The 14,055-nt window shown below is 44.3% G+C and carries 13 protein-coding genes; 12 read left to right on the forward strand and 1 reads right to left on the reverse strand.

Annotated elements, in window-relative coordinates:
• Nucleotides 1–15: 15 nt before the first annotated feature.
• The 4 genes from SCJ97_08435 to SCJ97_08450 all read left to right on the forward strand — a co-directional run bounded on the left by SCJ97_08435 (nucleotide 16) and on the right by SCJ97_08450 (nucleotide 4,769).
• A complete protein-coding gene (locus tag SCJ97_08435; GenBank protein MDW7740065.1) occupies nucleotides 16–2,094 on the forward strand; it encodes a molybdopterin-dependent oxidoreductase in 2,079 nt (692 codons plus the stop codon).
• A 20-nt stretch (nucleotides 2,095–2,114) separates the two neighbouring features.
• Nucleotides 2,115–2,447 carry a 4Fe-4S dicluster domain-containing protein gene (locus tag SCJ97_08440; GenBank protein ID MDW7740066.1) on the forward strand — a complete coding sequence of 111 codons (333 nt, stop codon included), beginning with the start codon at nucleotides 2,115–2,117 and terminating at the stop codon, nucleotides 2,445–2,447.
• A gap of 75 nt (nucleotides 2,448–2,522) precedes the next feature.
• Nucleotides 2,523–2,783 carry a 4Fe-4S binding protein gene (locus SCJ97_08445; protein ID MDW7740067.1) on the forward strand — a complete coding sequence of 87 codons (261 nt, stop codon included), beginning with the start codon at nucleotides 2,523–2,525 and terminating at the stop codon, nucleotides 2,781–2,783.
• Nucleotides 2,784–2,822: 39 nt separating this feature from the next.
• Nucleotides 2,823–4,769 (forward strand): aldehyde ferredoxin oxidoreductase family protein, encoded by a 1,947-nt coding sequence (locus SCJ97_08450; protein ID MDW7740068.1) that lies wholly within the window; start codon nucleotides 2,823–2,825, stop codon nucleotides 4,767–4,769.
• 16 nt (nucleotides 4,770–4,785) lie between these two features.
• Here the strand turns inward: SCJ97_08450 and SCJ97_08455 are convergent, their stop codons facing one another.
• Nucleotides 4,786–6,018, reverse strand: a complete 1,233-nt coding sequence (locus SCJ97_08455; GenBank protein MDW7740069.1) for an MFS transporter — start codon at nucleotides 6,016–6,018, stop codon at nucleotides 4,786–4,788.
• 138 nt (nucleotides 6,019–6,156) lie between these two features.
• Between SCJ97_08455 and SCJ97_08460 the strand changes: the two genes are divergently transcribed.
• The 8 genes from SCJ97_08460 (at nucleotide 6,157) to SCJ97_08495 (ending at nucleotide 14,038) form a co-directional block, all read left to right on the forward strand.
• On the forward strand, nucleotides 6,157–7,221 hold the full coding sequence (locus SCJ97_08460; protein ID MDW7740070.1) for a C45 family peptidase: 1,065 nt from the start codon (nucleotides 6,157–6,159) through the stop codon (nucleotides 7,219–7,221).
• A 35-nt stretch (nucleotides 7,222–7,256) separates the two neighbouring features.
• The gene (locus SCJ97_08465; GenBank protein ID MDW7740071.1) at nucleotides 7,257–8,024 is read left to right on the forward strand and encodes an SDR family NAD(P)-dependent oxidoreductase; all 768 of its coding nucleotides are present in this window, start codon (nucleotides 7,257–7,259) and stop codon (nucleotides 8,022–8,024) included.
• 237 nt (nucleotides 8,025–8,261) lie between these two features.
• On the forward strand, nucleotides 8,262–9,116 hold the full coding sequence (locus SCJ97_08470) for a branched-chain amino acid ABC transporter permease (GenBank protein MDW7740072.1): 855 nt from the start codon (nucleotides 8,262–8,264) through the stop codon (nucleotides 9,114–9,116).
• Nucleotides 9,117–9,122: 6 nt separating this feature from the next.
• The gene (locus SCJ97_08475) at nucleotides 9,123–10,127 is read left to right on the forward strand and encodes a branched-chain amino acid ABC transporter permease (protein MDW7740073.1); all 1,005 of its coding nucleotides are present in this window, start codon (nucleotides 9,123–9,125) and stop codon (nucleotides 10,125–10,127) included.
• 98 nt (nucleotides 10,128–10,225) lie between these two features.
• The gene (locus SCJ97_08480; GenBank protein ID MDW7740074.1) at nucleotides 10,226–11,494 is read left to right on the forward strand and encodes an ABC transporter substrate-binding protein; all 1,269 of its coding nucleotides are present in this window, start codon (nucleotides 10,226–10,228) and stop codon (nucleotides 11,492–11,494) included.
• A gap of 148 nt (nucleotides 11,495–11,642) precedes the next feature.
• Nucleotides 11,643–12,419: an ABC transporter ATP-binding protein gene (locus SCJ97_08485; protein MDW7740075.1), complete on the forward strand. Its 777-nt coding sequence runs from the start codon at nucleotides 11,643–11,645 to the stop codon at nucleotides 12,417–12,419.
• A complete protein-coding gene (locus SCJ97_08490; GenBank protein MDW7740076.1) occupies nucleotides 12,416–13,117 on the forward strand; it encodes an ABC transporter ATP-binding protein in 702 nt (233 codons plus the stop codon). The genes SCJ97_08485 and SCJ97_08490 overlap by 4 nt, the downstream gene beginning before the upstream one ends.
• A 66-nt stretch (nucleotides 13,118–13,183) precedes the next feature.
• Nucleotides 13,184–14,038, forward strand: a complete 855-nt coding sequence (locus SCJ97_08495) for an MBL fold metallo-hydrolase (GenBank protein ID MDW7740077.1) — start codon at nucleotides 13,184–13,186, stop codon at nucleotides 14,036–14,038.
• Nucleotides 14,039–14,055 lie beyond the last annotated feature (17 nt).

Here is a 14,055-nt window from a genome sequence, read left to right on the forward strand (position 1 = left end):
AGGAGGCATATACAGATGGAAGTGGTTAAAACAGTTTGCGCATGCTGCGCCCAGAATGATTGCGGTATGAATGTTTTCACAGATAACGGAGAGATTGTCAGGGTCAGCGGAATGAAGGAGCATCCCTATAACAAGGGTGTGCTTTGTCCGAAGGGGCTGGCTGCCCAAAAACTTGTAAAAGATCCTCAGCGGCTAAAGTATCCTTTAAAACGCATCGGCAAGCGGGGTGAAGGCCGATGGGCCAGAATTAGCTGGGATGAAGCGCTTACTTCAATTGCCGGTGAATTGAACCGGATAAAAGAAACCGACGGACCTGAAGCTTTTGGTGTTTTTCGTGGAGCCGGCCCCGGTTGGGGAGGTAGTTGGGTATACACTCAGAGATTCATGCATGCCTTCGGATCGCCAAACTATGCAACCCAGGTCCATCTCTGTTTTGGTCCCCGGGCAGTGACCATGGCTACCACTTACGGCGGTGTGCCTGAAGCCGATTTTGATCACGCCGATCAAATTATTCTATGGGCTTCCAATCCTGCCGAAACTTCACTGCCAAATTACTGGCGCAGGGTCAGTAAGGCAAAGAACAGGGGGGCACGGCTGGTGGTAATTGACCCCAGGTTCACCAGGACAGCTTCAAAGGCAGATCTATATGTGCCGATCAAGCCTGGAACCGATGCTGTACTTGCCCTTGGGATGGCCAATGTCATTATTAATGAGGGATTGACTGATTCGGAGTTTATTGAAAAATATGTTCATGGTTTTGAAGAGTATAAAGACCTGGTTAAATCTTATACTCCTGAAAAGGTAGAAGAAATAACAACTGTCTCCCGGGATATGGTTATCAAACTGGCAAGAATGTATGCTGAAATCAGGGCGACTGCTTTGATGGTCGGCAACGGGGTAGAACAGCTGACCAATACGATGCAGACCATGAGGGCTATCCAGTGCCTGCCTGCTCTTACCGGCAAGCTGGCTGTAAAAGGCGGCTATATCTTTACTCCCAATGTGGGATGGACTGATGTGCCCCTTAAAGCCAAGTTCAATGAAGAATTAATGAGCCGCTCGGTCTCAAAACATGACATGTTCTCCGGGTTTTCCCTGGTCTATCCTGACCTGCTTGATGCCATTGCTACCGGAGAGCCCTATCCGATCAAAGCGGTTGTCTGTCTTGGAGCGCCTCTGACAGTCCTTCCTGAAGGGAATAAATACAGGGAAATCCTAAAAGAGAAACTTGAACTGCTGGTTGTCCATGATCTATACATGACCAGCGAAGCAGAGATTGCCGATTATGTTTTGCCGGCTACAAGTTTTTTGGAATGTTCCCGTCTTCGCTCAACCCGTTATAAATTCGATGCCTATACCCAGCATATTGCTCTTCAGAATAAAGCAGTAGAACCGGTTGGGGAGAGCCGTCCTGATGAAGAACTCTTTTTCGAGTTGGGCCGAAAACTGGGGATGGCCGATCTTTTTCCCTGGACCGATGCTCTGGAAGCTGCGGCAGATGCTATTGAACCGCTTGAACTCACCCTTGAAGATCTTAAGAATAACCCCGGGGGGAAAGTATGGCGTTTTCCGGAGGAAGATGTGATCGGGTTTTATAAAAAAAATGGGTTTAATACCCCTACCAAAAAGGTTGAGCTGTATAATACCATTTTCGAAAAAAATGGTTATGATCCCCTTCCAGTATATATTGAATCGGAAGAGTTAAATGATCATGAGTTGAAAAAAGAATATCCGCTTACCTGCGTCAACGGGATAAAATCAGTACTCTATTCCCATACCCAGTTCAGGACCATTAAAGAATTAAGAACACTTATGCCCGATCCCTGGGTAGAAATCCATCCGGATAAAGCGAAAGAACTCGGAATAGAAGATGGCAGTCTTGTTCTGGTCAGTTCACCCAGATTCCAGGTAAGATTGGTTGCGAAGTTAACGGAAGGGATTGCTGATCCAGAGGTTATCTTTATGCCTTACGGTTGGGGACAGGCTTATATTGGCGGTCCGGTTACGAACTATCTTTCACCGGATAATCCGCGCGATCCCATCTCCGGTTCAACATCAAGCCATGCATTTGCATGCCGGATTGAAACAATATAACGGGGGGAGGCATATAATAAATGTCAGATAAGAAAATGCTGCTTGTAGATCTTGAAAAATGTGTTGGCTGCTACGCCTGTGAAGTTGGTTGTCAGCAGTGGCATGGTGAATCTGAAGTCAATAAACGGGTCAGGGTTAAGCTGATCGGTCCCTCTTTCTATGAAGGAAAACCGGTCAGGGATTTCGTACCAATATTTACTGAACGCTGTGATTTATGTGCATCAGAAAACACAAATATCCCGTTTTGTGTATCTCACTGCCCCGTTAATGCAATATATTGTTATCAAGAGGACGACGCACTCGGTTGCCTGCATGGCCCGGGTAGGGTTCAAATAGGCAAAATATCCGAATGATACCGGAACTGGAAATTCTTGAAAAAGGGGGGCATAAAATGCCCCTCTTAATAAATTAAGCGGAGGTTAAAGTCGATGTATATCGATACTGAAAAATGCACCGGCTGCAGGTCTTGTGAGCTGGCCTGTTCAATGCATCATTATGGCTGCTTTAATCCGGTACGGTCCAGCATTCAGGTCGCAGCCAGAGGAAGAAGTTTCCAGATAAAGGTATTTAAAGATGAAAATGAAGGAAGGCCGCCCTGCGACAACTGTACCGGTGAAACTGAAAGAATGTGTATTAAATACTGCACATCCTTTGTCAGGGATGAATTAGCTGCTATTATCAACAGGTAGACAGTTTACGATTCATATAACACAGGAGGCCGATTAACAATGGCATCTCAATCATTTGGTTATGTGGGGAATATTTTATGGGTAAATCTCACGGCGGGAACCTTTTCAACCGAACCGACTGAACACTATAAAGAGTGGCTTGGCGGTTCGGGAATAAGTCAATGGATTATGTACAGGGATACCAAACCATGGATGGCTCCCTTTGATCCGGCGGTTCCGTTCATAGTGGGAACAGGGCCGCTTACCGGAACACTTGCTCCCACTTCCGGCCGTTTTAATGTCGATGCAAAAAGCCCGCTTACCCTGGGTACAGGATCTTCAAATGCCGGAGGCTATGTTGGCCCGGAGATTAAGTTTGCCGGGTTTGACCATATTATGATCAAAGGTAAAGCGGCCAGGCCGGTTTACCTATTCATTGAAGACGGCGAAGCAAAAATTTACGATGCTGATCATCTATGGGGTAAAACTACCTGGGAAACAGTCGATATGATCCAGGCCGATTTTGAAGATCCGGAACTGCAGGTGATGTGCATCGGTCCCGGTGGTGAGAATTTAGCCCGTGGGGCGAGTATCATGGTCAATAAGAACCGTGCTTTCGGACGCTGCGGGATGGGTGCTGTTATGGGATCGAAGAACCTTAAGGCTATAGCAGTCAGGGGAAGCGGCACAATAAACATTGCTGAACCGGAAAGATTTATGGCCGCCGTTAACCGTGTTCGCGATTCTTATCAAATATCTCCGATCACCGAGAATTTTATCAGGTATGGGACGCTCTCGATCGTCGATATAAAGTCGAAAAGTTCGGGCTTTCCCTATAGAAATTTTCAGGATCTGAATATCCCCGAAGAGATGGAGAGAAATTTTAATCCTGAAACGATCAAGCAGAAATATGCCGAGCGGATAACCAGCTGTTTTGCCTGTCCTCTTCCCTGTCAGCGTTACTTCTATGTTAAGGAAGGACCTCATGCAGGGTTGAAAACAGAAGTGGCCCAATTTGAATCCATGGTCGATTTCGGCAGTAAGATGGATATCGATGATTTTTCTTTTTGCCTCAAGGCAACAGCACTCTGTAATCAATATGGACTAGATGTTGATCTTCCCGGGTCAACTATTGCCTGGGCAATGGAATGTTATGAGAAAGGTATTCTGACCGAGAAGCATTTTGACGGTCTCAAGCCTGCCTGGGGTGATGCTGGCGTAGCTTTGGAATTGATCAGGAAGATTGCTTACAGAGAAGGTGTGGGAGATATTCTCGCTGAAGGCGTGGCCAGGGCGGCTGATATCATGGGTGAAGATACCAGGTACTATGCCTTCCATATCAAGGGGCAGGACCTCTACGAGCCATTAAGATCGACTATCGGTTGGGCTCTTGGAGCCTGTACGGCCACCCGGGGCGGTGGGCATACCACAGGATGTCCCCTCTGTGAGATAAACCCGAAGTTAAACCAGGATCTTGTTAAAGAAAAATTTGGATTGGAACAACTTGGTGGTCCCCTCGATTATGAAGGGAAAGTGGAATTGGTCCACTACTATGAGATATTGCACAGGCTGAATAACAGTTTTGGTCTCTGTCATTTCGGTACTGACTGGCTTGATCTTAACCATCCCGGCATCAAAGAAGTATCCGAACTTTTTGTTGCAGCAACCGGATCTGAATTAAATGTGGAGCAGATTAAAAGAAATGCCCTTCGTATACTGAACCTTGAAAAGGTCTATAATTATATTCACGCCGGTTTTGATCGCAAAAACGATTATCCTCCGCTCCGGGATATGGAAGAGCCGGTACCCAGTGGAGCAGCTAAGGGATTCAGATTGGAAAAGGAAAGATTCGATCAGATGCTAGATGAATATTACAGCGGTCACGGTTGGGATATCAAAACAGGTTTACCGACCAGGGAGCGTCTTGTTGAACTGGGATTAGACAACCTCGCAGATGATCTTGATCCAGATCAGCTAAAACAGCAGCGCATGGGATTGAACCATTGAAACGTATTATTGCCGGCTATTTCTTGACCTCTCCGGCAAGTAGATGATCATCGGCAGACATCGTATCTTTCGGTTTTGGTAACAGGAGAACAATGATGATGCCGATCAGCAGCATCAGGGTATTGAACAGGTAGGCAGGGCCAATTCCGAAACGCTCACTCAGTGATCCGATAATCACCGGGCCGATGCCGTTTCCAACCCTCCCTATATTAAAACAGAAGCCAATGGCCGTTCCCCTTATAATTGTCGGGAAATATTCTGACATGAGAGACGTATATCCCGAGAAGAATCCGATAGAAAAGGCTAACATTGCACCGGCAGCCGTGGCAAGGACGATAAACAATACAGTTGGAGTTGGAGAAGGTGTAAAAAGAGACAGAGAAGCACTGAACAGCGCCGCACTGCCGAGGAATAATATAAAAGTCGGTTTTCTCCCAAAGCGGTCAGAGATAAACCCATATCCCAGGTAACCCGCTGTGCCGATTATGAATACAATTAATGTAATATAGGGCAGGAGAAAAGGAGTAATATTCAGGCTGCGGTAGAATGAAGGGAGCCAGACCTGTGAAGAATTACCGGATACAAAACCGATAAAAGCAAGTATGCTGGTTAGTATGATTTTTGTTCGATAATTTTTTGTAAAAAGGAATTCTTTTTTCCCGCTGGTTACGATAGTTTTTTCATTGAGCCATCGCGGCGATTCATGAACAAAGTGATATGAAAAAACTAAAATAATAAATTGAAAGGCAGCGAGGCTGTAATAAGCTGTCCTCCAGGTTAAAGTTAAAGGTAAGACAATCAGGGCAATCGATATCAGCACATGTGAAAACGAGAATCCTGACTGAACAACCGAACTGACCCTTCCGAGGTAGCGGTATTGCCAGCTTTCATTAATAAGTGTAGCCCCTGTAGTCAGGGTGCCGGCCAGGGTAAATCCGGAAATCAGGCGGCCGACGATAAACATCGCAGGAGTTATTGAAGCAGCTACGAGAAGCATGGAGACAACTGATCCGCACAGACAGAAGATAAACCCTTTTTTCCTACCTGACTGATCGGAAAAGTATCCGAACCCCAACCCCCCCAATGATGCAAAGATCAGGGGTAAAAAGCCCATCAGAGTTGTCTGAAGGGGAGTTATGGCAAAGTCAGCCTGTATGTTCTGCATGAAATATCCGAATAGAAAGGTATTGCTGGCTTCAAATGTGACTCCGGCGGCTACCAGTATTAATTGTCCGGTGCGGTTTATCAAAAGATTACCCCCTGAAAGGGATGTTTGCAAATTTTAATGACTATTATATGCCATAAAAGCTGAATTGACTACATTGAATCTATTCCGATCTAAATATTGCGCCGGCTCACAAATAGAGAATCGAGGAGAGAATAATCAATGTACCCTCACTTTACTTTAAGTGGAACTCCTTACGAAATAGGGTTAAAACATGGTTCACTGGCAAAAGAACTAGTTATCAGGAACATCACAGGATACGAAAAGTTATTCAGAGATTTAAACGGTCTGTCCTGGGATTCTGTAATTAATGAGGCTATTAATTATATCCCGGCAATTAAAAAGTTTGATGAAGATCTAATTGAGGAAATGAAGGGCCTTGCTGATGGGGCTGGTGTGGATTTTAACTCTATTCTTGCGCTGAACTGCCGTAGCGAACTGATAATGAACTCTAAAATGATCGATGCCATCGGGGGATGTACCAGCTTTGGCATTATGCCAGAAAAAACATCAGGGTCGACTTACATGGGGCAGAACTGGGATTTCTTTGAATCCCAAAAAGATGTAATTATTGTCCTGGAGATAGATCAGGCAAATAAACCAAAAATACTGATGATCACTGAAGCCGGAATTATCGGAAAGATCGGTATTAATTCAAACGGCCTGGCTGTATGTCTGAATGCTTTGGTTACAGAACAGGTAACAGATGGCACTCCGCTTCACCTGGTGCTCAGAGGAATATTAAATGCCCCAAACCTTAATGCTGCAGTCGCGACAGCACAGGGCAGTGAAATTGCTTCGGCGTGTAATTTTTTAATAGGCCAGCAGGGGGTAACAGTTATCTCCATGGAAATGATCCCTGATGATTTTGAAATTATATTTCCTGATGAAGGGACAATCATTCATACCAACCATATATTAAGTGACAGGCTTGACCGGAAGGTTGTAGATTTGGGCAGGGGTTTTGGTTTTTCTACATTTTTCCGTTTGCAGAGGGCAAAGAAGCTTTATGGAGAGGTAAGCGAGCATGATCTGGACTCGATCATGGCACTTCAGAGTGATCATGTAAATTTTCCCAACTCGATTTGCGCTCACATGGATCCTGATAAGCCGCAGAGTATGCGCACGATCTTTTCAGTTATATTTGACCTGGAAACATGCTCTTTATATTTATCTTCCGGTTACCCATGTGAAAGCGAATATAAGAATATTTCTTTTATAGATTGATAATGTTCTTATAAATATATAAAGAAGGTGATGGAATGAAAAAGGAAGCTTTACTTTCTGAAAAGGTGAGCATTATAACCGGCGGGGCTTCCGGCATTGGCCTGGCGACAGCCCTGGTATTTGCCAGGGAAGGGGCAAGGGTAATTATCGCTGATATTAATTTTGAAGCAGGCCGGGCAGCAGCTAAACAATGTAATGAAATTTCTAATCTTGGTCATACTTATGTTGAAACCGATGTTCTAGATAAAACCAGCGTGTTGAAACTAACAGATACTGTTCTCGAAGAAAGTATGCGGATAGACATTTTGATTAACTGTGCGGGTGGGTTCAGCCAGGGTCGGGAAACCGTCGACATCCCTGAGGAAGAATGGGATTATATTATTGATTTAAATCTTAAATCAGCATTTTTATGCTGCCAGGCGGTTATCCCATCAATGAAGAATCAAAGGTATGGCAGGATTGTTAACCTCTCATCAGATTCGGGGCGCAGTGCGATTACTCTCTCGGCTTCACACTATGCGGCTGCAAAAGCAGCTATCCTGGGATTTACCAGACACCTGGCCAGGGAACTTGGACCATATAATATATACGTCAATGCAGTTGCTCCCGGGACAACTCTGACTGAACGTATTGAAAAAGTTCGGTCCGAGGAATTCAAGAAAATGGCTGCCGGTTTTTCTCCGCTCGGCCGCTTGGCCGAAGTTGGAGAACAGGCTGAGGCAATTCTCTTTCTTGCGTCAGACCGCGCTTCTTATATTACGGGAGCTACCCTCGATGTGAGCGGTGGCAGAATCATGTTCTAAATTTTATATTGCTTTTTTTTTGTAAAACCGATATCATCATTACTATCAGGTTGTCTGTTTGTGTTCAATATGAAGGTCAAAATATATGACGAAAAAAAAGGAGATCATAAATCTTACTCGAAACTGTAGTATAAACATTTAGCAGGGTTGAAATATTATAGAAATCCATATGTAACCCGAAAGTTATTAATCGGCATGATATGACATAGATGATTCGAACATGAAGGAGTTGGACCGATGACATTTTGGGTAGTTCAATTGTTGAATGGATTGGCATTTTCGTCTCTATTATTTCTGCTTTCTGTAGGTTTTACCTTGATTTTCGGTTTGATGAGAATCTTGAAGTTAACCCATGGCGCCTTTTTTGCTCTTGGAGGCTACGTTGGATTAACAGTTCTTCAGGTAACAGGTAATTTTTACCTGGCCATCCTTGCCGGTGGAGCAGCAATGACTATCATCGGCTTACTTCAGCACAAAATTTTACTTCATCGATTCCACGGTATTCCCCTGAACCAGGTCTTACTCACCCTTGGACTCTGGCTGATTTATGATGATATTATTTTGGTCATTTGGGGAGGAATCCCCCAGAGAGTTCCGCCACCACCACTTCTTGAGGGTGCCATGTCTGTCTTTGGCACTGCATTTCCCAAATATCGGTTTGCCCTTATTCTGCTTGGTGTCGTAGTTGCCATTGTCGTCTGGTTAATTATTGAAAAGACAAAGCTTGGTGCTGTTATCCGAGCAGGGGCGGATAATGAAGAAATTGCCCGGGCGATGGGTATTAATGTCAATAAAGTCTTTATTTTTGCTTTCGGTTTCGGCTCATTCCTGGCTGGTATCGCCGGTGTCCTTGGCGCTCCATTGCTCGGACTTGAACCGGCAACATCCAGTCTAATTCTTCCACTTGCCCTGGTTGTAGTCATCGTCGGGGGTTTGGGTAGCTTAAAGGGTGCAATGGTTGGAAGTCTATTCGTTGGCCTTGTGGATAATTTCGGCCGGGTATTGATTCCCGATTTTGCTTATTTTACACTTTTTGCGCCAATGGCCCTGATTCTTATTTTCAGACCACAGGGTATGTTTGGTCGAAAATAAAGGAGGGTGACAACAAGTATGATAGCTGCGATTATAACCAAAAACAAATACAAGGTGATATTCCTGGTTGCCATGTTAGTGTTACTGGTCCTGGCGCCCCAGTTTGTATCACGTTTTACCGTTACATTGATAACTCTATGTTTTGTTTATAGCATCCTGGCCATGAGCCTTGATTTACTGGCCGGTTATATGGGTTATGCCTCCTTGGGCCATGCTGCATTTTTTGGTGTAGCCGCTTACTCGGTGGCCATTGCAAACACAAAGATGGGGTACAGCTTTTTACCATCAGTAATATTTTCCCTGGCCATAACTATTTTTCTTGCCCTGATTTTTGGTCTCTTGGTTTCCAGTCTTAAAGGAGTTCAGTTTACCCTTGTGAACCTTGCCCTCGGTCAGGTAATCTGGGGTGTGGCTTATCGCTGGTATAATCTTACCGGTGGAGATGATGGACTTCGAGGTGTAGCCAGACCGGAAATCGGTTCACTGGTGTTACGAGGTGATTCATTCTATTATTTTGCATTAATTGTTTTTGTCGTATCGTTGATCTGCCTGGTCATGCTGGTTCAATCACCCTTTGGACAAACAATCAGGGGTATTAAACTCAGTGAATCACGAATGCGGGTTTTAGGCTATAACGTATTTTTACATAAGTACCTGAATTATATTATTGCCGGTTTTTTTGCCGGCGTAGCCGGGATATTAATGGTTTACTTCAATACTTATATAGGACCAAGTTCTTTGGAAGTGTTTGCTTCAGCTTCAGCGCTGTTGATGGTTCTGGTAGGCGGAGCCGGAACACTATTTGGTCCCATCATCGGTGCATCTTTTGTCGTTCTGTTGGAAAACTTCTTCAGCGCACAGACTGAAAGATGGATGATGATTATGGGTTTACTGTACGTATCAGTGGTGCTGTTTCTGCCCGGAGGAATTTTTGGTCTTTTCAAAAACCTGATTAACCGTATTTTTTCCAGGAAAATTCAGAAGCCTGTTTCTGATAGCATTGATAAATAGTCTGCAGGATAATTATTGGCAGCAGGAGGTGAATTAGGGGGCAACTACTTTATGAATACTGTATTACTGCTTACAATTCTGAGAGGAGAGTAATCTGCATGATTAAAAAGATGACGGTTGGCTTGTTGGTTTTGCTAATGGTAACTGCGCTGTTCGCGGTTGCAGGATGTGGAGGAGATACAACAACACCTCCAACAGAAGAACCTGGTGAAAATGGCGAGGATCTTCCGGTAATTAAAATTGGCTTCCTTGCTCCGTTAACCGGGACTTTTGCAGCCAGTGGTGTTGACATGCGTGACGGTATGCTGCTTTACCTGTTCGAAAAAGACTCGGTTCTGGCTGGCTATAAAATCGAGGTTGTCGTTGAAGATACCGCCGGTAACCCTGATGTAGCTCTGACCAAGGCCCGTCGTTTAGTCGAACAGGAGAACGTTGATTTTCTGATGGGTGGTCTGCTCGCTTCAGAGGGATATGCTCTCTACGAGTATGCCAAAGATATGGAAATTACCTATCTGGCTCCAATCCCTTCATCTGAAACCCTGACCAAGGGCGATGTAAGCGACTATTTCCTGAGGACCGGATGGTCCAGTGCTCAGCCGATGATGCCCCTTGGCGAATGGATGTACGAGAATGGATACAGAAAAGTAGTTTATATCGCCATGGACTATGCCTTCGGTTATGAAACTGCCGGTGGATTCCAGAGAGCGTTCGAGAATGCCGGTGGAGAAGTAGTCAAAAAGATCTGGACTCCAATCGGTGTCCCCGACTTTGGTCCTTACCTGGCTGAGATTGCCGGGATGGCCGGTGAAATTGATGCTGTTGTTGCTACTATAGTCGGTGGTGATGCAACAAGATTTATCCCTGCTTATGCTGAATATGGTCTCAAAGATCTGCTGCCGTTGTTTGGCCCGGGTAACCTTACCGACCAATCGACTATGCAGACCATGGGTGATGAATGCCTCGGTATTATTACGGCACTCCACTATACTGATGGTATAGATACTCCCGAAAATAAGGCATATGATCAGGCATTCCGTAATCGCTACGGCCGGATGAACGGATACTTCAATGAAGGTCCCTATACCGGGATGATGGCTTTCGAAGCAACTCTGGAGATGGTTGGTGAAAACTACAATGATCCAATCGCTTTTGCGGAAGCATTTCGCCAAATCGAGCTGATTGCACCACGTGGCCCGATGTCTATTGATGATTACAACCATCCTGTTTACAAAGTCTACATTTCTGAGGTTAAGAGGATCGATGGGATATTACGTAATATTCCATTTGACGAAATTGAAAATGTTACACAGTGGGGACCCTATACACCTGAAGAATACATGGCTTTGCCGTTATACGAAAGAGACTAGTAGAGTTATAAACATCCCGGCTGTTATTATTACAGCCGGGATTGTTTAAAAACCATCATGCTAGAAAGTTCAGGCTGGAGTAAAATTTTTATTGACGATAACCCGGGCAGGAGGATACCGGTTTTATCTAGGGGGAGAGAGGATAATAGTGGTTAACGAGAAGAAAGGTTTGGAACCAATTGTAGTTATTGAAAATGTTACAAAGAGATTCGGGGGGCTTGTTGCTGTCGATGACGTGAGCCTTAAAGTTTATCCCGGCGAGAGACACTCAATAATAGGTTCTAATGGTGCCGGAAAGACCACCCTGTTTAACATGATCAGCGGAGAGCTTAGTGTGACCAGTGGAAAAATATATATTAAAGGTATTGACGTAACTGACATGAAAACTTATAAAAGAGTTCCCCTGGGATTGGCCCGGACATTCCAGATTACCAACCTGTTTCCTACTTTAAGTGTTTTGGAGAACGTTATTTTGGGTCTTCAGGGTATTAAGCCTTCCAAGTTCGTCATGTGGAAACCTTTAAGCAGTTACCGGGAGTACTATGAAGAAGCCGAGAATTTATTAAACCAGTTTGACCTGTGGAGGCTGAAAGATACCCTGGTTAAAAATCTCTCCTACGGCGATCAGCGCCTGATGGAAGTAATTCTCGGTTTGGCCAGTAAGCCTGAAATATTAGCGCTGGATGAACCCAGTTCAGGTCTTTCCAGTGCCGAAACCGACCGCTTGATCGATGTATTGAATGGTTTAGAGAAAGAACTGACTATCATTCTGATCGAGCATGACATGAAGGTTGCTTATGATGTAACCGAGAATATGACAGTGCTTGCTGATGGTGTTGTTGTTGCCGAAGGAACCGTTGAAGAGGTTCGGAATAACGAGCGGGTTAAAGAAATTTATCTTGGAAAGGTTGCGACACAACAATGATTCTTAATGTTGAAGGAGTTCACACCTATTATGGTGACAGCCACATTTTACATGGGGTTGATATCGGTGTTGAAGAGAACCAGGTTATCGCCCTTTTAGGCCGGAACGGTGTTGGCAAAACTACCTTGGTAAGGACTATTATGGGTATAGTTCAACCGAAAGAGGGCAGGATTGAATTTAATGGAGAAGATATTACCCGTAAGCCTTCAGATATGATAGCCCGTAGAGGTCTCGGATATGTTCCCCAGGGAAGATTTGTCTTCCCCTCGCTTACCGTTATGGAGCACCTGCAGGTTGTAGCCCGCAATTCAGAAAATGGAGCCGGTTGGACAATTGAAAAAGCACTGGACTTTTTCCCGCGTCTAAAAGAGCGCCTGAAAAACAGGGGAGATGAACTGTCCGGTGGAGAACAGCAGATGCTGGTTATAGCCAGAGCCCTGGTTACAAATCCAAAGATGCTGATCATGGACGAACCTACGGAAGGGTTGGCCCCTGTTATTGTTGAAGAAGTGGGCAAGCTGATTCATGATATCAAGAATCAGGGTTATCCGATATTTCTGGTAGAACAAAATATATCTTTTGCTACCGAAGTTGCTGATGTGACCTATATTATGTCGAAAGGTACTATAGTCTACAAGGGATTGCCGCAGGAACTGCTTGCCGACAAAGCCTGTATGGATGAACATCTCTGCGTCTAGGCATTTAGCGATAATGTTTTTTAATAAATCAGGCTTAAGTGTCAATTTGCCTTTGGGGGTTTTAAGATGCGATTAACAGATAATATATATTTTTCTCGTCTTGATTTTGATATTAACATGCCTGATGGTTCTAAAAATTCCAGGATGACTTATGCGGTATTGTTAAAATACCGGGATATTTGCCTGGTTGACAGTGGTGTAATGCCTACCATAAATGATCTTTTAAAAATGTTTAAAGAGGCAGAGGTGGAAGCCGGAGATATTAATTATTTAATCAACACCCACTGCCACTTTGATCATTCGGGGGGGAATGCTCTTCTTAAAGAGCTTAATCCTCATTTGCAGTTAATGTCTCACCCTGCAGGGCAGGAATTTATAGAGTCCCCTGAAGCTCAAAATTCTGTAAGGCCGGTTCCATCATACAGGGACCTTGTTAAAGACGGCGTAAAGGTAGACAGGCTGCTTGCAGAAGGCGATCTGATTGACATAGGAACGCCACTTGAAATAATCTATACCCCCGGCCATTCCAGGGATTCAATAAGCGTCTACCTGCCAAAGGAAAAACTGGTAATTGTCGGAGATGCCATTCCTCTTAGCGGAGATCTTCCTATCTATGAAGATCTCAATGCACTGAAAGAATCCCTTAATAAAATTGGCAAACTCGACTATCGATACATGCTGACAGCTTTTCAGGGTTTATATGATAGAAATGAAGATCCGGATGGAAAAAATAATCCCATAGATCAAGCCCTGGGATATCTGGATGTCATTGATAAACATGTTAAGTCTATAACGGATGATGATCCATCCCTTAGTGTTAATGAAATTACCGGCAAATTAGTATCTGAATTGAACCTTCCACCGAAATTCCCTCCATTTGTATACACGAGTGTTGCAGAGCATGTAAAAAATTTAAAATAATTTAGATCAAATAAATC

It is taken from the genome of Bacillota bacterium, from assembly GCA_033549065.1.
Classification (GTDB): Bacteria; Bacillota; Dethiobacteria; order DTU022; family DTU022; genus JAWSUE01.

What these genes read in the sequence shown, in the direction of transcription:
- SCJ97_08435 (MDW7740065.1), top strand. Translation starts at nt 16, where the DNA reads ATGGAAGTGGTTAAAACAGTTTGCGCATGCTGCGCCCAGAATGATTGC.
- SCJ97_08440 (MDW7740066.1), top strand. Translation starts at nt 2,115, where the DNA reads ATGTCAGATAAGAAAATGCTGCTTGTAGATCTTGAAAAATGTGTTGGC.
- SCJ97_08445 (MDW7740067.1), top strand. Translation starts at nt 2,523, where the DNA reads ATGTATATCGATACTGAAAAATGCACCGGCTGCAGGTCTTGTGAGCTG.
- SCJ97_08450 (MDW7740068.1), top strand. Translation starts at nt 2,823, where the DNA reads ATGGCATCTCAATCATTTGGTTATGTGGGGAATATTTTATGGGTAAAT.
- SCJ97_08460 (MDW7740070.1), top strand. Translation starts at nt 6,157, where the DNA reads ATGTACCCTCACTTTACTTTAAGTGGAACTCCTTACGAAATAGGGTTA.
- SCJ97_08465 (MDW7740071.1), top strand. Translation starts at nt 7,257, where the DNA reads ATGAAAAAGGAAGCTTTACTTTCTGAAAAGGTGAGCATTATAACCGGC.
- SCJ97_08470 (MDW7740072.1), top strand. Translation starts at nt 8,262, where the DNA reads ATGACATTTTGGGTAGTTCAATTGTTGAATGGATTGGCATTTTCGTCT.
- SCJ97_08480 (MDW7740074.1), top strand. Translation starts at nt 10,226, where the DNA reads ATGATTAAAAAGATGACGGTTGGCTTGTTGGTTTTGCTAATGGTAACT.
- SCJ97_08490 (MDW7740076.1), top strand. Translation starts at nt 12,416, where the DNA reads ATGATTCTTAATGTTGAAGGAGTTCACACCTATTATGGTGACAGCCAC.
- SCJ97_08495 (MDW7740077.1), top strand. Translation starts at nt 13,184, where the DNA reads ATGCGATTAACAGATAATATATATTTTTCTCGTCTTGATTTTGATATT.